Origin of the sequence: Vibrio navarrensis, from assembly GCF_015767675.1 — a bacterium.
Lineage (GTDB): Bacteria > Pseudomonadota > Gammaproteobacteria > Enterobacterales > Vibrionaceae > Vibrio.
The window spans coordinates 1191319-1210745 of the sequence record NZ_CP065218.1 but is presented as its reverse complement, the minus strand read 5'-3'; the positions used below and the strand labels follow the sequence as shown (position 1 = coordinate 1210745).

The window sequence follows — 19427 nt, the reverse complement described above, 5'->3', positions numbered from 1 at the left end:
ATGCAAGATAAAGCAACCATACTCATCGTTGATGACAAAATCGAAAACCTACTCACGCTAGAAGGCCTACTGGACGCTTTTTCGGTAAACGTAGTCCGTGCCACTTCCGGCGAAGAGGCCCTTGCCCTAACGTTAGACTACGATTTCGCGCTGGTACTACTGGACGTACAGATGCCAACCATGAATGGTTACGAAGTGGCAGAGTTAATGCGTGGTAACCGCAAAACCCGTCATATTCCGATAATTTTTGTCACTGCGGCTTCGAAATCCGAAGAACACATCTTCCGTGGTTACGAACACGGGGCGGTAGACTATCTGTTTAAACCGTTGCATCCACTGGTGTTTCACAGCAAAGTGCGCGTTTTTGTTGAACTGTTTGAACAGCGCCATGCCCTGAAAAAGAAGACCATGGAGTTTGACCAAAAGCTCTCTGAGCTAGAGGAGTTGCAACAGCAGTTGGAAGAGACCAACGAACAACTGTTGTTGCTCTCGACCACCGACAGCCTCACTGGCCTGCACAATCGCCGCCGCTTTGAAGAGATCTACACCGACGAGTGGAATCGAGCCCTACGGTCAAATACCTCAGTATCGATGATCATCTTCGATATCGATCACTTCAAAATGTACAACGACTCTTTCGGTCACCAGCAAGGGGATGAATGTTTGCGTATGGTCGCAGAGGCAATTCGCGATATGAAGTTACGTTGTCTCGATAAGGTCGCGCGCATTGGCGGTGAAGAATTTGCCGCGATTTTGCCTGAAACCGATCTTGAAGGCGCGAAACACGTGGCGGATCGCATTCGCACCACAATAGAAGCACTACGCATCAAACACAGTGAGAATGCCAGTTACCCCCATGTTACTGCCAGCCTCGGGATTTGCTCTATGGTGCCGCAAGCCGACGGCAACATTAGCCTGCTACTGAAAAAAGCAGACGAAGCGTTGTACAAAGCCAAACGCACTGGGCGTAACCGCATTGCCGAAGCTTGCCATACAGAACTCGTTTCGTAGCGCCTCGCCACCTGCTTGGTGCTTATCACACTTTACATTCAGGGGAACATTCGTTCCCTTTTTTGATCTTTAGTAAATACCTTTTACTCGCCTAACGCTCTTGCTTTCTGAACACGGCTCAAATCCAATTCTCACATATCGAGAAATAGTAAATTAAATTTCATTCCTTTTCTTAACCAATAAGAATTATAGTTGTGTTATGAATTTGTACACGTTAAAAATTGCATGAAAGAAAACAAGATGAACGCCAATCAGGTTAACGAAAAAACGTTACAACTGCTGATGCAGGTTGCGGTGAACGACGAGCCGGTTTCAGCCAAAACTCTAAGTGAACAATTGAACGTTCCGCTCAGCAGCTTGTATCGCCATTTGAAATTACTCAAAGAGTGGAACCTGATTGAAGAAAGCGCCCATGAAAAAACGCTGATTGTTGGCCCCGCTGCGCTTCTGTTGATGCGCAGCTATCAAACCAGCCAGCACAGTCTTGAATCGGTGGAAACGATATTAGCGCGTTTACAACATCAGACTGGAGAGCTCGCCGCTTACATGGTGCCTGTTGGGTATCGCGCTTTGTGCGTTCGTCAGAAAGAGAGTATGCAGGCGCTGCGATGTAGCTACGTCCAGGGTCAAAGTCAACCACTACTTCGTGGCGCCTCATCCAAAGTGATGCTCGCTTTCATGCCGCAACAACGATGCGAACGGATTCTCCGCTATTTCGGTCAAGAACAGCGACTAGAGAAATGGCAGGAAGAGCTCGACACCATTCGCCGTAACGGCTACGCAGTGAGCACGTCGGAGATTGATCCCGGGGTTTCTGGTATCAGTGCTCCGGTAATGAAAGGAAGTAAACTGATCGGCGCAGTCACGGTCATGGCTCCAGCTCACCGAGTGGATGCCGACAAGCAACGAATCATTTTACATGTTTTACAGGCAGCGAGAGCGCTCCCACCAGAAAGGTAATGCCGCCATGTTAAGCTTTTTCAAACGTCATCAAAAAGCCAGTGTGATTGAACATCATCACTCCCCTTTTACGTATCTCACCTTAAGTGAGTTGGTGAAACCCATGACAATCGTCGAGTTTGAAACAGCGCAACAGAGCCTAGAAAACGCCAGTGAATGGTTATATCAGCTCAACGAACGTAAAACGGGTAGCGACTGTGACAATTTTTCTCGCAAAGACGTGGAAAACGGCAACTATCAGGAAGCGCTAAGCCGAGTGCTTTCACGTCATGCGATTCCAATTGTTCTTACCAATTGTGCGGAGAGTGTACTCTCTTCAATGCCTGTGCTCTTTAGCGGCAGTGATGAAGTTGGGTTGGTCAATTTGAGCCACAGCATGGGGCTCAAAGCGACCTTGGACGTGAAACTCGGCACCGCTTTTCACTTTGCCCTCACTCGCTATCACAACACCCGGGCTTTTTTCGTTGGCGTGAACGAGAGCCATACCAGCAGCGCAGTTTGGGAACACGCCGAAGATCTCGGTTGCAATTGGCTGACAGAGAAAGAGTTCACGTTCCGTCATCGCAACGATTGCAAAGAGCACTTGGGCAGTTTTATCGATCACTGTGACCGACTGGTGATCTCGATTGATTTGGCGTCGATTGTTGCCAAAGCCAGCATTGAAGATTGCCAAGCGCTCGACATGCAAATGGTGATGCGCACTTTGCGCCAATGTTTACTCTCCGGCAAAACCACCTTTATCCAAATTGTGGGCGATCGCGATAAGCTCATCTACTCACGCGAATGCAAAAATATGCTGGAAGAGTTAGATCAGCTCACCGATTTGCTCCACCATGCGGCATAAAAAAATCACCCGTTTGGGTGATTTTTTATTGAGGGCTAAATTAACCGCGACGCGCTTTCAAACGTTTGACCATCGCTAAGCGACGTTCTGCCGCGGCCTGATCGGTCGGCTCGTTGGCGTTGTTACGTCGACCTTGACGATTTTTAAACGACGGCTTGCTATTGAGTTTGTCGATGTACGCGGTACGGCTTTTCGGCTCGTATCCGGCCAGTTCAATGCGGCGGATCTGCTGCTTAATTAAGTTTTCCACCTGAATCACCGTCAGCTCTTCTTCGCGATTGACGAAAGAGACCGCATGACCTTGTTTGCCCGCACGGCCGGTACGGCCAATACGGTGCACATAGTCCTCAGCCAAGAACGGCATGTCGTAGTTGACCACGTGTGGCAAATCTTCGATATCCAATCCACGCGCGGCGACATCGGTCGCGACCATCACGCGCACTTTGCCCGTTTTGAACTCTTCAAGCGCGCGACGACGTGCACTTTGCGCTTTGTCGCCGTGGCAAACTGTGGCTTTAATGCCGTCCAGTTTCAGCTCTTGCACAATCTCGTTGGCGGTCTCTTTGTAGTTAACAAACACCAACACCTGCTGCCAGTTTTTACGGCCAATCAGTTCCGACAACAACTCTGTTTTGCGTTCTTGATCAACCGGATACAGTACATGTGCAATGGTGTGCGCGGTGGTATTTTCACGCTCAACGGCGATGCGTTTTGGCTTGCGTAGAATGTCTTTCGACAGCTCGTTAAGCTGGCTTGAGGTCGTGGCAGAAAACATCATGATCTGCGGATTGGTGTCCACGTCGAGAAGAATCTTGCGTACCGCACTGATAAAGCCCATATCCAGAATGCGGTCCGCTTCATCAAACACCAGAAATTCGATATTGGCGACCGTCACATTTCCCGCTTCGATGTGCTCTTCCAAACGTCCTGGCGTCGCCACTAATATATCGACGCCATTTTCTAAAGCACGTTCTTGGCTCGACATTTTACGACCACCAAAGACCGCCGCTACCGTGAGGTTGGTGTATTTGGTATAAGCTTTGATGTTGTCCGCGATCTGCTCGGCCAGTTCACGCGTCGGCGCAAAAATCAGCGCTCTAGCCGATTTACGCGATGCCGTTTTACTGCTGTCGAGCAATTGCTGGATCAAAGGCAGAGAGAAAGCGGCGGTTTTGCCAGTCCCGGTTTGCGCAGTGGCAAAAATATCATGGCCACGACGGGCAACAGGAATGGCTTTTTGCTGAATTGGGGTTAGCTTTTCATAGCCACACTCTTCGAGCGCTTTCACGACTTCGGGAGCAAAACCTTGAGATGCAAATGACATGGAGCGTTTCCTTAAACAGACAAAAAGTTAATCGCGTAAACAAATGGCCGAGCATTCTACCTGAAAGCGAGTGATATATCTCACGATATTCGACAATTCACTGAAAAAACTTCAGTGTCGACTCTGCTTACTCGGCGTGGGCACCGCATAAACGTAGCAAAATCGCCTCAAGTTCGTCCCAAGGCATCCGTTGTGAATCAATCACCTCAATACGCGATTCAAATCCTTCCAACGACATCTGGTTGACCGACAGCACACCATTGGCGCGATTAAAGGCGTAACAGCCTTGATCGGTGTTGATAACCGCTTTAACACGCTCTGCGGTTAAGTCAGTCAACATAGAAAACAGTTGGTCAAAATTAAACCGATACTCTGCGCCAATTAGCCAGCCACAGCTGAAGTAGCCTTGCCCTTGATTCTCTTTACGCACATACGCCTGCCCCGGCTGCAACTGAAACTGCGGCTCCATGTCTGCGTGATGGTGATGATGCGCTTCAATATGCGTCGATGCACTGCCATACACGCGCTCAATGTCGAGCACTTCCAGCGGCAGCTGTCCATCGTGGATTAACTTGCTAAACACTTTCGCTGGCGTTTGATCGGTCAGCCAATCATTAAATACGTCAATATCGTGGGCATGGCACAAATCCACCTTGCTACCAATCACCACATCGGCGCAGGCAAGCTGGTCATTAAAGTTCTGATTAATGGTGTATTTTTCATCGCTGAGATTGCGAGGGTCCACCAGCGCAATCGTCGCTTTGAGATCAACGTATTCTTGATACTGCGCCGAGGTGAGCGTTGCAATCACTTGTTTTGGATGGCCCAGTCCGGTCGGTTCAATCAGCAAGCGATCAGGATTTTGCCTTAGCAATGCGGTGATCCCAACGCTCATCGGCACTCCAGCGGTACAACACATGCATCCGCCGGGGACCTCTTTAATCACAGCGCCGCTTTCTGTCATCAGCGCGCCATCAATGCCGATTTCACCGAACTCATTCACCAACACCGCCCACTTTTCATTGGCCGGTTTATTTTCGAGCAGATTGAGAATCGTGGTCGTTTTGCCGACACCGAGAAAGCCAGTAATAATGTTAGTTGGAACCCGCTTGGCCATAGTCTTCTCCAGAAAATACAAGGTTTAGGCGGCTATTTTACTTTTCATCCAAGAAGTTGCACCTCTTTTCCACGCATTTCACTTCTCAACCGATGGCAAAAACCACTACAATCGCCCGCTTTGAGTCCCGCCTTTATCGGAGCGAAAATGAAACTGAGTCAACGCATGCAAACTCTGCAATCCATGGTGAGCAACGAGTATGACCATATTTGGGATTGTTGCTGCGATCACGGCTATCTGGGGCTTGCGTTGCTGCAACAGACACAAAGTGCCAAGGTGCATTTTGTCGACATCGTGCCGCAGCTAACAGAAAAAGTGAGGCAAACGCTTGAAGCAAACCACACGGCTCAACGCCATCGCTGGCATGTCGAGTGCGTTGACGTTGCGCAGTTGCCTTTGGAAGGTTTTGCAGGCCGACATTTGGTGATCATTGCCGGTGTTGGTGGCGACTTAACACTGACACTGGTTGAGCAAATTTGCCAGCGACACCCGCAAGCCGAGTTGGAGTTTCTGCTCTGCCCGGTGCATCATCTGTACATGCTGCGCCAAGCTCTGCGTCGCCTTAAGTTTGGCCTGATTGACGAAAAGCTCATTGAAGAGAATCGCCGCTTTTACGAAGTGTTGCACCTATCGCGCCAGCAAGATACGCATCGAGAGCTTTCTGTCGTTGGGGATTCCATGTGGTCTTGCGCGCCGCTGGATATCGCCAAACGCTATCAGGCAACCACTGTCGCGCATTATCAACGCTTGCAGCGCGGCCATGGTGAGGCCATGTCGGCGGTTGTTCAAGCTTATCAGCGCGTACAACTGAACGAAGTTGTACGCTAACTTGGCATAGGCTCGCTACCATCAAGCGTTGCTATCGCATTAGAACGTGCGGTTGTACTGTAAGCCAAAGAGAACTGCATTGGCACGAGTGGTGGCCGAGATACGGGACAGCTCAATGGGTCCGGCATCCGTCACTTCATCGGCTTGCACATCCTCACCGATCAAGTAAGTCAGACCGATATCAATATTGGACTGTTGATCAATCTCGTACGTCCCGCCAATGGCATAGTGCCAAGCATCTTGCCAGTTGTAATCATTGAGTGTGGTGGTCGTGCCATTGATCTTGGCATCCAACTTATCAAAACAGCTCCACCCGGTGTATTGAATACTGTAGTGAAGCGCGAAGGGGGTTCTTTGATTCTATGGTAGCCCGAAAACTCGGCCATATTAGGCAGCAGCATGTAGAGTGTGCCGTTGCTGTCTTTGTCGCCGGAGTACTCCACATTCCCGTCCGCTTCAATTTCCGGGCTGTATCGATAGGAAAGACCAAAGCGGTTATTTTCGTCCAGCTCAAAAACGGTTCCAAGATTAAAGCCGACCCCAAGCAAACTGTTCGTTTACTGGGATGATCACATGGACATTAGGCGCAACCGATACGCTTCCGGCATCGTCAAACGATTCTGCCGGGTTACCATTGTATTGCACATCTTCCGCTGTAATGTCTGTGGAAATGATTTCAAACCCCAACGACAAGGCTGTTTCATCAAACAGTGCCATCGCGGCAGGGTTTCGCGCCATAACCGAGGCATTGTCCGCGATAACGGCATCGCCGGAAAAAGCTCGACCAATTCCGGTGGCCGACTGAGCATTAAGTTGAAATCCGGCTGCCATCGTTTGACCAGATGTTAAAATAACTTTATTTTCAATAATTTAAAGTAATATTCGCGTCACTTTAATAAGCCAATAGCAGTGAAATATAGCTCTACTCTGCTCTTATTCAGCAGCGAAACACTTGTTGAGAACATCGTGTTGATTTCAGACTCAATGAATGTCCTCGCCACTGTGAGTATAAGCCGTCACTTCACTTCCAGAACGCCAGTCTCAATAGCCAAACTCGGCCTTAAGGCCAACTTTCGATCCGTCGGCGCGCCGAAAAAATATTGGTATTGATCTTTTGTCATATATTTTTGCAAGATCAGCAACGGGATGGTTAAGGAAGGCTCTCCATTGGAATAGGGCGCAATAGCGTAAGCTGGGTATTGAATGTACAACCCGTCGGAGCGAATAGTGAATGCTCCGGTTTCCTTGAAGTAAAAAATAGCCCCAGAGACAGAAGGGGCCGGCAGGTAACCCTCGTCAAGCAGTTCACTGGCCACTCGTCGATAGATATGCTGCTCCAGAGCTTGATTGTCGCCAAAAATATCTTGCCAACTCAGTAGAGCCCGCTTATTGGTATCAATACTAAGCAGGGTTGGTTCTCCGTTTCCATGGGCTCCACCAGAATACGCCCAATGGTAGACTTGCAGAGATACCACGTTGTTATTGACGTACACCAGCGTTTCTGAGTACCGATGTTCGCTTGAAGTCGATTCAGGGCAGCCCTCCACTCGGTCTTCAACTTTCGGCGCTTTGAGGGGAGAGATGCTTTCTAGCGTTTCTAAATGAAACCCCAGCAACGAATCCATCGGTTCTCTTTCAAGAAACATCTCATCGTGACAAATTCGGCTTTGCTGATCGAATGAGAGAAATGCTTTTGTTTCTATGTCGTACCATTTACTCGTGGATTGCACCGAGGCGGGTTGATCACGAAGCTGGCGTAGCTGCTCATAGCGGGTCTCGTAAAACGTGGCTAAACAGTGAGTGAGCTCGACACCCAAAAGCTTGTCGCAAGCCTTGTCTCGCTGCTTCAACCACAATCTCTGTTGAGAAGTCAATTCCTCCTTCAGAAAGTAAAGGCGGGGCGTATTATTGCGGATTTCCTGATAAAGATAGCCTAGCCTGCTATCCTCTCGAGAAAGTTCTTCGTCAGCACAGAGCATTTTTTCAATCGCTGTACGCGCCTTCCCACAGTCAAAACTGGTAGCCAGAGAAGGGGCGCTAATCAAAAAAAACATGGCAGTGAACACTCGGTGTTTCATAATAGACCTTTCAAAAAAAGGGGGGCTATCCATAATAGTCATAGTAGCCGCTGTGCACTATTCTTCCCGACTGTGGCAGCGGCTCTTACCCTTATAACCTTAGCCATCTACCCCATACGATTCGTCTTCATGTGTTTCCTCTTCTGTATCCATGTTTGGATCCACTTCTTGCTCAACGTCATTGGCGCTATCCTCTCCATCCTGCTCTTCATCCTCACTCATCATAGGAGAATTTGGATCCAGCGGATCCGAACCACTGTCGTACTCTGCCTTATTACTGATACCATCACCATCCGCATCTCCTTCAGGGTTGTAGTCTTTGTCTCTGCTGTTGGGAACCCCATCGCCATCCAAATCAGCGGCGTCTGCACCAACCAACTTATTGGTCATAAGCCGAGACTGCACTTTGACAGAAAAGGGGGCAGTTTCAGCATTGCTCATTGAAATCGAACTCCCCAAGATTACTCCCAAAAAAAGGACTAAAATGGGTCTTCTTGCCTTTAGTATCCGTTTTTTCATTTTGACTACCTATTAAAATAGAGATATGCAGCTCATAGTGTTAGCTGAGCGTGCTATACATCGGGTTCCTCTTTCAGTGCTATTCCAACTGTGTTTTTCCCACTATCTTGCTTGTTTTTGTGAGGATATAAGGATACAGCTGCACTGATATATTGCATTTACATTGCTGTATAGGCGCATCGGGAGTCGCCCAGCGTCATCAGTATCGGGAAGGACAACAATATTATCAACGAAACCCATTGTTCCACTCGGTTGTCCTATTTTTGCGTTCATTTAATGAAGTTGGTCCAAATGAGCTCACGGTTAGAGTACTTAGTCGACATTGTGTTTTGAGTTACACCCAAAATAAACCTTAAAACTGTGGAAGTTCCTTTCAACCTAAAAAATACGTGATATCAGTTAACCAGATTGGATAATGTCTAAACTCTCTGCGATGGCGACCCCATTGTCTTTAACCAGCACAGGCACTTGTTTACTGCCTACCAGTTCAGTGGTGGTTTTATCGTCATCATAATCGATGGTTTCGACTTCAAGCTTGAGGCCGAGCATACCAGCGACGAAGCGGACGCGGGCACTAAATGGGCAATGTTCATAGATGTATAATTTCATGTTTCTTTCCTAACTCTTTTGGGGCGATTCACGCACAGAGCCACTGGCCTAGCGTTTGGTCCAATGATGTCGATGCACCATAGTTGAGCCAGTATATTCATTCGAAAGAATTTGATAATTTACCGTTTATTAAATTCATTATTTAGAATTTCCAAACAATCAGGAGACTCCATTGGATAAATTTGCCGACATGACGATGTTTGCCAGCATAGTCAAAAACCAAGGGCTTGCCGCCGCAGGCAGAGAACTCGGGCTCTCCCCCGCCACTGTGACCGCGCGCTTACAAGCACTGGAAGAGCGTTATGGCGTGAAGCTGCTCAATCGCAGTACCCGCCATCTCTCACTCACCGACTCCGGTGCGACGTATTACCAAGCATGTCTGGAGATCCTTGAGGCGGTCAAAGCAACAGAAAACCTGCTGCAAACCGGCAGTAAAGAGGTGCGTGGCACGTTGAAAGTCGCCGCGCCGAAAGACATTGGCAAGCAGTACATCTACCCGATTTTATCGGCCTTTTGCCAGCGCTATCCTCAAGTCGTGCCCTATCTCTATCTCAATGATAACTTGGTGAATATTGCCGAATCAGGTATCGATGTGGTGGTAAGGTATGGCTCACTGGCCGACAGCAATTTGATCTCCCGCCGCTTAGCGGCCAGTCAGCGCGTACTGTGCGCCTCACCGGAGTACTTAGCCAAAAAAGGGACGCCGGAAACGCCACACGATCTCGCTCATCATGATTGCTTGGCGATGCTACGCAGCAACGAGGAGCTAAAAACTTGGCACTTTCAAGCCAGCGAACAGCGCGATGCCATTACCATAGTGCCAAAGCGATTTTCTGACGATGGGGAAGTGATTCGGCTCTGGGCACTGGATGGCGCAGGCATTGCGCTCAAATCGATTTTGGATGTGCAGGAAGATATTCAGCAAAAGCGCCTTGTCACCGTACTGGATGACTATATGAAAAACTTCAACACGTCAGCAGCCAGTTTGAGCGCCGATCTCAACGTGATTTACATGAGCCGCCAGTACCAACCCAAACGCATTCGCTTGTTTCTCGATTTTCTCTTTGAGCACTTTGCACAGCAGATACCGTCTACCCCAGAGTGAAACTACTGTGAGTGAGCGGCATGGTGGGTTTGCTTTGCCAGCAAGCGATAATGGTCCTTTAGATGGTGGCAACCATAGCGCGGTGCGATGGCATCTTTGCCCATCGCGGCAAGGAAAAATTCGAACGGGCCAGCCCATTTTTCGGGCAGATGTTGCGCAATCACCAAACTCGTGCGGCGCATCCAATCAGGCAAATGAGTCAGCTTGGCTTCGCGCTCTAAGGCGTCAAAAGCCAGTTGCGCAATCTGCTTGGCGCTCAGTACGTCAGGGGCACCGACATCAAGCTCTTGCTCAGTGCACGATATGGCCTCTAGGCAAAAGCGCGCCAGATCCGCTCCATGGATCGGGTTGAGTTTCAACTCACCTTGACCAAAAAGATAGGCGCGTCCGCTTTTTGCCATATAATAAATCTCCTCCAGATCAGAAAAAAAATCCATTGGGACGAATCACACAAGGCGTAACAGTGGTCGAACTAAGAAGCCGTCAAGCAAAACGTTCTTTGGCATTGAGCAAGCGAACCTTTGGAAACTGCGCTGCATTAAAGGCCGATACATAGATGAATTTTTTCACGCCAGCACACTCAGCTTCCAGCAGCAAGTTGAGATTCGCGCCGTAATCAACATCTGCATAACTCAGCCCATCACGCTGACGGGTGATACCCAAACAAGAAATCACCACCTCCACGCCATCGCAGATGCCTTGCAATTGCTGCGCGTCGGTTACCTGCGCTTGGACAATCTGCGCGTCGTCCACCCCCAACTGCTGCAATTTGCTTCGGCTCCTAGCCAGCGCTTTGAAATTCATCTGCTGCTCAATCAGTTGCTTTACGATGTGTGAACCTAAATAGCCCGTTGAACCAGCAACGAGAATACGCTGGGAATTATTCATTCTCTTTCTCCTGACGAAAGTTCTGTCTCTGGGCGATACGGCTCCTCTTTTAGTATGTGACTGACCAGCAACTTGAGGTAAAACAAGTGAAGGAACCACTCCATGCCTTCGGCTGCACTAAACACATACAGGCAAAGCAAAATACTTAGTGAGTAACAGGCCAGTGCCACAGGTCGCTGCAAATAGAGCGGCATGAGCAAAATGGTGATGCAGGCAAGCAACATGTATCCACCGACTGCCGCTATCCAAAGCAGATCGAAAGAGAAAAATGCCCAGCTAAACAGCGATAACTGTACAAAGTGCGAGGCAACAAAAAGCAGATGTTGCTTAAAACCTTGACCTTCACGGTGATACCAACGTTTGGCGCTTGAGGTGGCATTGGTAATGATGCCACCGACAATATCCGCGCTGAGAAACCCAGCAATCAGATACTGCGGCCAGCGCCAATCCAACTGTGCCCAATAGGCATACACAACGATGGCGAGCCCTGCTAACAAGGGCAAAGAGTACTGCAATTGCTTTTCTGCGTTGGTTGCACCAGGGCCAATAAATTTCTCCATTGCACCCGAAAAACCCGGTTTCACGTCGGGGACATTCCAATCAATTTTCATCGCCACCTCCATTTTGGACCACTTGGTCTTTTTTAAATTAGAAGGTTTTTCATACAAGGTAAAGTCATTTTTGACCAAGTGGTCCAAATAAAAATCGCTGTGTTATACTGCGCAACAGCAATGGTGAAGAAAAGTAAACAAGCAAGGAACAGAGATGCCAAAGATCATTGACCATAACCAGCGCAGAGAGGAGATCGCGTTAAGATCTGCTGAACTATTTCTCGTTCATGGCTACAAGAATATCGGTATGCGCCAGCTCTGCGACCAACTTGGCATGAGCAAAAGCGCGCTCTACTACTATTACAAAAGTAAGAATGAGCTGTTTCGCGCTGCCACAGAAGCGATTGTGAACTTTGATAGCGATGCCATCGCTCATCGACCTTCGGCCGAGCAGGCAACGCCAGCACAACGAGTCGAAAACTTCCTGCTGATCATGCAGCAAATTGCGCCAAGATATTTTCAAGAGTTAAAACTGGTCTCCGATTACATTGATGTTATCGGGCAAGAGCACATTGCCGACGACGAATGTATGAAGCTTGCAAACCAGAAATACCTTGCCATGCTCGGCCACTATGTCTCCAAAGAGCTCGGCGAGACGCTATTTACTCTTTTACTCGGCCTGCTGAATCACCAGCTTTTGATTGGTAGAACATTAGAAAGCAGCTACATAACCAAGCTGGTTAGCAGCATCTTAAGACAAGGTTTGTAAGGTGGGAGCGCAGTTATCACGCTCGATTGTCTCGCTTCAACGGCTTTACGACCGTGTCTAGCCCTTCGATTTTTAACGCCAAGCAAAGCTGTAGCAGTTGGCCTAATTCCCCTTCAGGAAATCCTTTGTTGGCAAACCAGAGCAAATAAGCTTCTGGTAGATCGATCAGCATTCGCCCGGCATATTTGCCATAGGGCATCGGCATACGCGCCAATTTCAGTAAGTTCTCTTTTTCCAGCATCGCGTTTTTATCCTGTCTTTGCTAAACAACAAAGATTATCATTGTGCCCCTTTGCAACCAAGGTGAAAAACAGAAGATGAAATCAGCGTGTATCGGCGCATGCAAAAATAATGGCGGGATTTGCCAAGGCTGCCACCGCACCATGCCGGAGATTGTCAATTGGGCATCCAGCAGCGATCAGCAAAGAGAGCACATTTTGTCACAACTTGCAGGCCAAGAGGCCACCCATCAATGTCCAAGTTGCAGCCAACCGAGCCATTGTGACATCAGCGCGGGCAAATCGACCTGTTGGTGCTTCGACTTAGAAGAGAGAGAAATGGCCATCGAGTTACAAGGCAAAGGCTGTTTGTGTCGCCGCTGCCTTGAAAAAACACCGCTCGTCTAAAGCCAGAGAGCGGTGTGTATTCTATCTAAAGTTGGATAAGCGACCAGGCTCGATCAATGGGTTACGGCCGGTTGCACCATAGTCGCGATGTCGGAAGACCAAATTTGAATCGCTGACTGGTTGAGATCCGCTTCGCTCATGTGGGCAACGTGAAATTCAAACAGACGTAGCTCATCCGAAGGCTGGAGATAAACCTGTTTACGATGCACCGCAAGCGCGATCTCATTCGCTTGCTCGCCGATATCCTGCTGCAAGTTTGCTTTTAAACGTTGATGCATTTGCTGCACTTCGTCACTGAATTCCTGCGCACTGATGGTGCCATTTTTAGTGTAATCAATCACTTTCGCGATGATATCTTTGGCTTGCATCCAATCCGGTTGCTGAGCAAACTCAATTAACGCTTTGGTTGATAAGCGCCCCGCCGCTTTTTCTTCCTCGACTGATACCGCAACCTTTTCTTGCTCGGCATCGGTCACGAGCGCATTTTCAATCCGTTTGGCCAATACTTGATTTGCCAATTGGCGCGACAGCGATTCCTTACGGCTCATTTTGCTGTCTTCATCAATCTCAAGCATCGCTTCAGTAGACGTTTTTGTAGAAACCCAAATGCGCGGTGTTTGCTCCGCAATCTCTGGCTGCGCGGCGGCAAACTGCGTGGCCGATGGCTGCGATTTCTTCACGAGTTTGACATCAGCAAAAACACCATCAATCGCATCTTCAGCGTCACGCGTTGTAAAATCGCCAACCAGAATCAGCGTAACCTCTTCTTGATCACCGGTGATCAGGGTTTGATTACTGCCCGCTTGTTCTAGGACTTCACGCAAAGAATCCGCCAGCGCCTGCTCACTCAATAGCGCTTGCTTGCTGTATAAACGTTGCGCGCGGCGCTCTTTTCCTATCCCTAAGCGAATAGCGACGGCATCTTTGCTACGGCGTGACGGCATCAGTACGTAACGAATGTGGTTTTCCAACGTACCGATTTTCATCTGCCTTGGCAGGCTGAGGTCGGTGGTTGGCATCCAGTTTTGTTCTGGCGTCAGCGAGAGTGTTTCAATCGCTGCGTGGGCAGCAGGAAGAGCACAAGTCATCGACAATAAGCCAAACAAAATCGATGACTTCACTTTTTTAATAAACGGATTAGATACTGCGAATAACACGAGAAACCTCAATCAAGGCAAATATACCAAACAAGCAAACTTGTTATATCTGTTGATCAAGACGTCTGAAAATGGCTTCCTTGTTCGCACCTGCTCGAGTGGCCTTAGGGCAGGCACAGGAGCCAGAGCTGAACTGATTTTTGCGACATCTTATAAAAATCAGCCGAGATTATAGTGTATTTTTTCATCACCACAATCCCGAGTGAACAAAATCTCAAAATTAAGACGAGCTGAACGTTCACTGTTCACACGCCGATGCGTCTTTCTCTTGCGCGTCGTTTGTGCCTTGCGCCAAGATCAATTGACACAGCCATACACAAGCAGCGCAGTAAAAATGGGCTGAAATCGCATGGCAGAGATGCTTAGGTTGCTTACTCATCTGCTGTGCTAAATGCTGCAACTGCTGAGCACTCTGTTCAACAATCGCTTGCTCTTTGCTGCTGTTGAACGAGATTGGATGATTTTGCGTGACCTCGGTAAAAAGCTGCGTAGCGGCAAGGATTTTCTGCCTTTGCGCTAGATTGGGTTGCATCAGTTCACCAAGCTGCGCGGCGTACTCTGCGCTAATCTCACCACGTGGTTTGACCTGATTAAGCGTCGCCAGCAGATTACGCACTGTAAAACGAAAGTCGGCTGGCAGCAGCAGATCATAAAGATAGGGCCGAAGCCAAAACCACAATTGCAGCGCAACCAGCACGACAAACATCCCGAGTAAAATCAGTAGCACTGTTTCAATCACAAAGGTATTCATGTTAGCCCTTTTTAAATAGCATCACTTCCGTACGCAATTGGTCTGGAGCGACTTCACTTCGATTATCGAGATACTTTTCAATGCCCAGAGGGCGAGATTTGACTTTAAACTTCTTGGCACGCGTTAATGATGCAGCAAAGGCCCAAGCATTGCCAAGAAATTGATATTCGCCTTGATGTTCCACCGCAAAAGTGACGCCTGCGGGAATCGTACCGGCGACAAACTTCTCCGCTGCAGGCATTGGTTCAGAAACAGGCAAACAGGTAATGAAATCGAAACGCCGCTTACGCATTGACATGGATTGATAAAGCCTAAACTGCTCACCACATGCGGTGATATTATGCAGCGCCGCGTAATCATTGAGGTTATCCGTATGGCGCTGTGCCAGCGTGGCAATTTCGTCCAAAGTTGCCGAACCCCAAACGCCAATATAGTGGGTTTCAGGCAGAACTCGTTCGCCCAGCTCACGGACTTTACTGTCAACGCGCCCGGTTTCCAGCGCACTTTTCAGCATGCGCAAACCTCGGTCATAGTCCATGCGCAGCATATTACGAATAAAGCTTTTGAGAAAAAACAGATACCACGGCAGGTGGCCGCGATATTGCCATTCCACTTTACAACCTGAGCCCGAGGGCGTGACATTAAAACGCACTTCAGCATGGCTTTTAAAAGGTTTGAGAAAGTTGAGACGGTACACCAATTGGTTGTCGTAAAGATGCGCCAGTTCCATTCGCCCTTGGCCGATACGCTTACCTTTCCAAGTGTAGTAAGCACCCGGTTGCTGCTGAAAAGTGCTGAAGGCTACTTCGCTGTTTGGCTCTAAGATCAGCCACGGTGACCATTTCGTCCACGTGGTGAAATCGCTGATGTAGTCGATGGTTTTCTCGACACTTTTTTCGACGTGGATACTGCGGCTAACACGACATTCAGGCATTTTATCTCTCCAATGAAACGGTACCAAACCCGCACGATGTGCTCAGACAACTCAACGAGATAACGATTGTACGCCTTCATAGCGAACTCGCCAACTGCGCTGCCAATGGCCTCAGAGGCGAGCCTTTGCACTATTTATACACTATTTACTTACTAAGCTGCCTATTAGGCAAAGCACCCGCCTGTTAAGCGAAGCACACCTGCGCCCAGCGAGCGAGGCCCGCCGTGACTGAGCCGAAATAGTTGCCGCTGACTAAAGGAATGTTCGGCAGCTCACTTTCGATCGCTTCTCGCAGCACTGGAGAGCGCGCAGAGCCGCCCGTCATAAAGATAACGTCTGGCTGTTTGCCACCTTGCGCGACCGCCTCACGCACCAACTCGACCATTTTGAGTTTCGGTGCTTCAATCGCGGCGATCATCTCTTGACGTTCAATCTCCACTTCAAGCGTTTCCGATAGTAGATTGAGCGACAGGCGACATCTGTCTTGTTCCGATAGCACAATTTTCGCCTCTTCGGCGCGACGCGTGATCTGATAACCCAGCGTCTCATGGTAAACCTGCAGCAATCTCGCCAGTTTTTCTGGCTCTTGCGCTTCTTTATGCAATGTTTTTAACGCAGCTAAGTTCTGTCGCGAGTAAAACTCGTTTTGCGCTTGCACATTGTTGATCGCGATCGGATTCCAGAACTGCGTTCTCGGCATATCAATGCCACTGAGCGCTTTACTACCAAAGCCAAATGGTGTCATCAACTGACGAAATGCCAGATGAATGTCGAGATCGTTTCCCCCCACTCGCTGCCCGGTGTGGGCAAGTAAACTGGCGCTGCGATCTTTCTGACCTCGCCATTTCGGCCCCATTTCAAGCAATGAGCAGTCGGTGGTACCGCCGCCGATGTCCACCACCAACACCGTTTGATTGTGCGTCAACGTCGCTTCGTATTCCAACCCGGCGGCAACAGGCTCGAACTGGAATTCTATCTGTTTGAACCCAGCCCGCTGCGCAGCGCGGCGCAAGATGCTTTCTGCCTGACGATTCGCCACTTCACCGCCACGGCCATGAAAGTTGACCGGACGGCCAATAACCGCACTTTCAATCGCCGTTTGCGTACTTTTCTCGCCATTTTGGCGAATATTGACCATCATGGCGCACACCAAATCTTCGATAAAACTCAGTTGGATATCATGCAAACCGGACGCACCCAAAAACGATTTCGGTGACTTTACGTAATAGAGATCACGCGGATCGGCCAAATAGCGATCCAGCGCTGCTTGACCAAAGGCGACATCTTGCGGATGAAGGTCGATACTCTCTTCGCGGTTTTCGTTGATTGAACGACGCAGCAGTTGTTCGCCGATGGCATCAAACGGCTTGATGTTGAGATGACGAAATAGATGCTCGGATACCGATTCTCGACTGGGTGCCGATAACGTTGACGGGATGTAGTAGCTTTCACCTTCAAGCGGTAGCAGTTGTGGTTCGCCCTCTTGCATCACTGCAATCGAGCAATTTGCCGTACCATAATCAAAGCCAATAAACATAGTGCCTCCCGTCGCTGATAAAAAAGGTCGGCAATGCTAACTCAGGGAGGCGGAAATAGCCAGTCGCGTTGATCGAAGCGAGATTATTGGCGTGAAAAACGTGATGTCGGCAAACAAAGCACCAAAGCAAAGAGCAAAATAAACCCGGGCATTAATAACATTCCGTGACTGATAGAATAATAGCGATTGAGCAAGTAAAACAAAATCACCGTCAACGCATAATTCGCTAATGCCAAGCAGCAGAAAGCAACTAGAGTAAATTTGAGTTTACTAAATGAGAGACGTTTTATTAATAATGAAGAAAGATAATAAGCAGCCAATAAAGATATTTGCCAAAATGGCCGCATTAATAGCAAGGAAAATAGCGAGGAAATAATGATAATCTGATTCACGTCATACAAGTTGATGTCCAACGAGAACAGATAAATAATGGGTAAACCATTTTCCCATGAAACCGACCAAGAAATGCTGTTGTGCCAACTGATAAACAGCGTAAAACAACTCACCGCATAAAAAGTTTTCTGCTCGAGAAAAGGTTGCAACACCTGCGCATAATAGGCGCGCCACGCTTTATTAGCGCTTTTTTCCCAAGGCTTAGTGAGAAGAAAGCGTGGGCCTTTAAAGTCAAACGGATGGTTATGAGGGATTTGGCTAGGCAACAAGAATAAGAACGTCAGCAAATAAGCGATCGCCAGCAGGGCCACCTCAAAGATCAGTGCCAAACTCATTCCACCCACTCCGCGTGATTTGGTGCTTGCAAGCCCCAACGTTTCATCTCAGCCTCACTAAACAGCGCGCGCCCCTGATTGCCGATTTGGATCGGTATGGTGCTGGCTGGCGTGCCCAAAAGGATCTGGTTAACGATCTGCCCGACTTGCTTGCCTTGTGCGTCCCCAAACAGAACCACACCACCTGAAGTTTTGCCTTTTCCGACAGAAAAATCCCAAAAGCCAAACAGCGGCACACGAGTATGTTGATTGGTCCAAGCAATCACTTCCTCGGACGACACATTCCTCCCTGCTGAGTCGGTGATGGTTTGGTACAAGCCGACGATAATGGCATCTACCCTCTCACTTCTCGCAGAGTCAATCGTACTTTGCCAAGCTTGAAATTCGCCAATCAGATGAATTTTCACATCGACCGATAAACTTTTTTTCATTAATTGATACTGGCTGTCAATATAACTTGCGGAAATTTCAGAGGTCACACCGGAATCAAATAATATCCACACTTTCAGATCGCGCTTGCCAATAATCCGTTTAATCTCACCAATATTTTTGACAAACAATGGCAGTTCAAGCAAACCGGTCACTTCAGCTTTACCATGATAAGTGGCAAGTAATTTCCGTGGATTGATATTAATACCAAGAAAGATGAGCGAAATAGGTTCGTCGTAGAGTTTTGGCAGCATATAATTTAGTGCATTGTCGTCACCCAACACGACGATCTTGGGCTTCAATTGTTGATACGTAGCAAACGCTTTCTCCGCCATCAAAGGATATTGCTCTCTCGGCAAGCGTTTGGTGTCCATTTCAAACGTAACGATCTCTGCTTTATCCGCAACTTCACTGCGCAGCCCCTGTAAATAGCTTTTATCCCACTCATATTGATTGTGATAACTTTCAATTACCAACACATCTGCTGCGCGCAGCGAAATTGAAAACAGCATGATGAGTAGTAACGAAATCGTTTTCATAGTGCTCGCCTTAAATGGTCTTTTCCATTGCAGTGTAGTTGAAATTATCAATAACAATGAAATCTGCTGGGTAGGCAACATTGGTTCAACGCATTTGCATCTATACTGAGATGAAAGTGCCAG

The 19427-nt window shown here is 48.4% G+C and carries 19 protein-coding genes and 3 pseudogenes; 7 read left to right on the top strand and 15 right to left on the bottom strand.

The genetic code is table 11. The features are described 5' to 3' along the window. From I3X05_RS22160 to I3X05_RS22150, 3 genes are all read left to right on the top strand, one after another. Positions 1-1011 carry a GGDEF domain-containing response regulator gene (locus tag I3X05_RS22160; RefSeq protein ID WP_045569437.1) on the top strand — a complete coding sequence of 337 codons (1011 nt, stop codon included), beginning with the start codon at positions 1-3 and terminating at the stop codon, positions 1009-1011. A 225-nt stretch (positions 1012-1236) separates the two neighbouring features. Continuing rightward, the gene (locus I3X05_RS22155) at positions 1237-1971 is read left to right on the top strand and encodes an IclR family transcriptional regulator (RefSeq protein WP_039436716.1); all 735 of its coding nucleotides are present in this window, start codon (positions 1237-1239) and stop codon (positions 1969-1971) included. Positions 1972-1978: 7 nt separating this feature from the next. After that, positions 1979-2815, top strand: a complete 837-nt coding sequence (locus tag I3X05_RS22150) for an arginase (protein ID WP_045569439.1) — start codon at positions 1979-1981, stop codon at positions 2813-2815. Positions 2816-2855: 40 nt separating this feature from the next. On the opposite strand, the gene I3X05_RS22145 is transcribed toward I3X05_RS22150, so the two are convergent. Together I3X05_RS22145 and I3X05_RS22140 are read right to left on the bottom strand one after the other, a co-directional pair. Further along, complete coding sequence (locus tag I3X05_RS22145; RefSeq protein ID WP_039442993.1) at positions 2856-4139, bottom strand: DEAD/DEAH box helicase; 1284 nt, start codon at positions 4137-4139, stop codon at positions 2856-2858. Positions 4140-4266: 127 nt separating this feature from the next. Further along, entirely contained in the window at positions 4267-5256 is a 990-nt protein-coding gene (locus tag I3X05_RS22140; RefSeq protein ID WP_045569440.1) for a CobW family GTP-binding protein, read from the bottom strand. A 147-nt stretch (positions 5257-5403) separates the two neighbouring features. Between I3X05_RS22140 and I3X05_RS22135 the strand changes: the two genes are divergently transcribed. Beyond that, on the top strand, positions 5404-6084 hold the full coding sequence (locus tag I3X05_RS22135) for a tRNA (adenine(22)-N(1))-methyltransferase (RefSeq protein ID WP_045569441.1): 681 nt from the start codon (positions 5404-5406) through the stop codon (positions 6082-6084). 39 nt (positions 6085-6123) lie between these two features. Here the strand turns inward: I3X05_RS22135 and I3X05_RS22130 are convergent. The 4 genes and pseudogenes from I3X05_RS22130 to I3X05_RS22115 form a co-directional block, all read right to left on the bottom strand. Further along, positions 6124-6915: pseudogene (locus tag I3X05_RS22130) on the bottom strand (outer membrane protein transport protein). Between the two features lie 185 nt (positions 6916-7100). Next, positions 7101-8162: a DUF3298 domain-containing protein gene (locus I3X05_RS22125; RefSeq protein WP_045569442.1), complete on the bottom strand. Its 1062-nt coding sequence runs from the start codon at positions 8160-8162 to the stop codon at positions 7101-7103. A gap of 99 nt (positions 8163-8261) precedes the next feature. Continuing rightward, positions 8262-8603, bottom strand: coding sequence for a hypothetical protein (locus I3X05_RS22120; RefSeq protein ID WP_045569443.1), 342 nt, complete (start codon positions 8601-8603; stop codon positions 8262-8264). Positions 8604-9089: 486 nt separating this feature from the next. Next, positions 9090-9290, bottom strand: a pseudogene (locus I3X05_RS22115) (glutathione S-transferase N-terminal domain-containing protein); the annotation flags it as partial. Between the two features lie 172 nt (positions 9291-9462). On the opposite strand from I3X05_RS22115, the gene I3X05_RS22110 reads away from it, so the two are divergent. Continuing rightward, entirely contained in the window at positions 9463-10395 is a 933-nt protein-coding gene (locus I3X05_RS22110) for a LysR family transcriptional regulator (protein ID WP_045569445.1), read from the top strand. A 2-nt stretch (positions 10396-10397) separates the two neighbouring features. Here I3X05_RS22110 and I3X05_RS22105 read toward each other — a convergent pair. After that, a pseudogene (locus I3X05_RS22105) lies at positions 10398-11283 on the bottom strand (SDR family oxidoreductase). Beyond that, entirely contained in the window at positions 11280-11894 is a 615-nt protein-coding gene (locus I3X05_RS22100) for a hypothetical protein (protein WP_045569446.1), read from the bottom strand. The pseudogene I3X05_RS22105 and the gene I3X05_RS22100 overlap by 4 nt, the downstream one beginning before the upstream one ends. Before the next feature lie 154 nt (positions 11895-12048). Between I3X05_RS22100 and I3X05_RS22095 the strand changes: the two genes are divergently transcribed. After that, a complete protein-coding gene (locus I3X05_RS22095; RefSeq protein WP_045569447.1) occupies positions 12049-12603 on the top strand; it encodes a TetR/AcrR family transcriptional regulator in 555 nt (184 codons plus the stop codon). Positions 12604-12619: 16 nt separating this feature from the next. On the opposite strand, the gene I3X05_RS22090 is transcribed toward I3X05_RS22095, so the two are convergent. Continuing rightward, positions 12620-12844, bottom strand: a complete 225-nt coding sequence (locus tag I3X05_RS22090; RefSeq protein WP_045569448.1) for a DUF3820 family protein — start codon at positions 12842-12844, stop codon at positions 12620-12622. 76 nt (positions 12845-12920) lie between these two features. Here I3X05_RS22090 and I3X05_RS22085 point away from each other — a divergent pair, with 76 nt between their 5' ends. Then, positions 12921-13229 (top strand): cysteine-rich CWC family protein, encoded by a 309-nt coding sequence (locus I3X05_RS22085; protein WP_045569449.1) that lies wholly within the window; start codon positions 12921-12923, stop codon positions 13227-13229. Between the two features lie 53 nt (positions 13230-13282). Here I3X05_RS22085 and I3X05_RS22080 read toward each other — a convergent pair whose 3' ends face one another. From I3X05_RS22080 to I3X05_RS22055, 6 genes are all read right to left on the bottom strand, one after another. Continuing rightward, on the bottom strand, positions 13283-14386 hold the full coding sequence (locus tag I3X05_RS22080; RefSeq protein WP_052702523.1) for an insulinase family protein: 1104 nt from the start codon (positions 14384-14386) through the stop codon (positions 13283-13285). 238 nt (positions 14387-14624) lie between these two features. Beyond that, positions 14625-15137, bottom strand: a complete 513-nt coding sequence (locus I3X05_RS22075; protein ID WP_337971259.1) for a hypothetical protein — start codon at positions 15135-15137, stop codon at positions 14625-14627. Position 15138: 1 nt separating this feature from the next. Further along, on the bottom strand, positions 15139-16071 hold the full coding sequence (locus I3X05_RS22070; RefSeq protein ID WP_045569451.1) for an SRPBCC family protein: 933 nt from the start codon (positions 16069-16071) through the stop codon (positions 15139-15141). A gap of 184 nt (positions 16072-16255) precedes the next feature. Beyond that, on the bottom strand, positions 16256-17608 hold the full coding sequence (gene yegD, locus I3X05_RS22065; RefSeq protein ID WP_045569452.1) for a molecular chaperone: 1353 nt from the start codon (positions 17606-17608) through the stop codon (positions 16256-16258). Between the two features lie 83 nt (positions 17609-17691). Beyond that, entirely contained in the window at positions 17692-18336 is a 645-nt protein-coding gene (locus I3X05_RS22060) for a hypothetical protein (protein WP_045569453.1), read from the bottom strand. After that, the gene (locus I3X05_RS22055; RefSeq protein WP_045569454.1) at positions 18333-19304 is read right to left on the bottom strand and encodes an ABC transporter substrate-binding protein; all 972 of its coding nucleotides are present in this window, start codon (positions 19302-19304) and stop codon (positions 18333-18335) included. Before I3X05_RS22055 ends, I3X05_RS22060 begins: the two co-directional genes overlap by 4 nt. Positions 19305-19427 lie beyond the last annotated feature (123 nt).

Excerpts from the sequence above, each read along its gene's own strand:
- I3X05_RS22060 (WP_045569453.1), bottom strand. The coding sequence starts at position 18,336 with ATGAGTTTGGCACTGATCTTTGAGGTGGCCCTGCTGGCGATCGCTTAT.
- I3X05_RS22075 (WP_337971259.1), bottom strand. The coding sequence starts at position 15,137 with ATGAATACCTTTGTGATTGAAACAGTGCTACTGATTTTACTCGGGATG.
- I3X05_RS22125 (WP_045569442.1), bottom strand. The coding sequence starts at position 8,162 with ATGAAACACCGAGTGTTCACTGCCATGTTTTTTTTGATTAGCGCCCCT.
- I3X05_RS22085 (WP_045569449.1), top strand. The coding sequence starts at position 12,921 with ATGAAATCAGCGTGTATCGGCGCATGCAAAAATAATGGCGGGATTTGC.
- yegD (WP_045569452.1), bottom strand. The coding sequence starts at position 17,608 with ATGTTTATTGGCTTTGATTATGGTACGGCAAATTGCTCGATTGCAGTG.
- I3X05_RS22160 (WP_045569437.1), top strand. The coding sequence starts at position 1 with ATGCAAGATAAAGCAACCATACTCATCGTTGATGACAAAATCGAAAAC.
- I3X05_RS22095 (WP_045569447.1), top strand. The coding sequence starts at position 12,049 with ATGCCAAAGATCATTGACCATAACCAGCGCAGAGAGGAGATCGCGTTA.
- I3X05_RS22155 (WP_039436716.1), top strand. The coding sequence starts at position 1,237 with ATGAAAGAAAACAAGATGAACGCCAATCAGGTTAACGAAAAAACGTTA.
- I3X05_RS22145 (WP_039442993.1), bottom strand. The coding sequence starts at position 4,139 with ATGTCATTTGCATCTCAAGGTTTTGCTCCCGAAGTCGTGAAAGCGCTC.
- I3X05_RS22090 (WP_045569448.1), bottom strand. The coding sequence starts at position 12,844 with ATGCTGGAAAAAGAGAACTTACTGAAATTGGCGCGTATGCCGATGCCC.
- I3X05_RS22070 (WP_045569451.1), bottom strand. The coding sequence starts at position 16,071 with ATGCCTGAATGTCGTGTTAGCCGCAGTATCCACGTCGAAAAAAGTGTC.
- I3X05_RS22100 (WP_045569446.1), bottom strand. The coding sequence starts at position 11,894 with ATGAAAATTGATTGGAATGTCCCCGACGTGAAACCGGGTTTTTCGGGT.
- I3X05_RS22120 (WP_045569443.1), bottom strand. The coding sequence starts at position 8,603 with ATGAGCAATGCTGAAACTGCCCCCTTTTCTGTCAAAGTGCAGTCTCGG.
- I3X05_RS22150 (WP_045569439.1), top strand. The coding sequence starts at position 1,979 with ATGTTAAGCTTTTTCAAACGTCATCAAAAAGCCAGTGTGATTGAACAT.
- I3X05_RS22135 (WP_045569441.1), top strand. The coding sequence starts at position 5,404 with ATGAAACTGAGTCAACGCATGCAAACTCTGCAATCCATGGTGAGCAAC.
- I3X05_RS22140 (WP_045569440.1), bottom strand. The coding sequence starts at position 5,256 with ATGGCCAAGCGGGTTCCAACTAACATTATTACTGGCTTTCTCGGTGTC.
- I3X05_RS22055 (WP_045569454.1), bottom strand. The coding sequence starts at position 19,304 with ATGAAAACGATTTCGTTACTACTCATCATGCTGTTTTCAATTTCGCTG.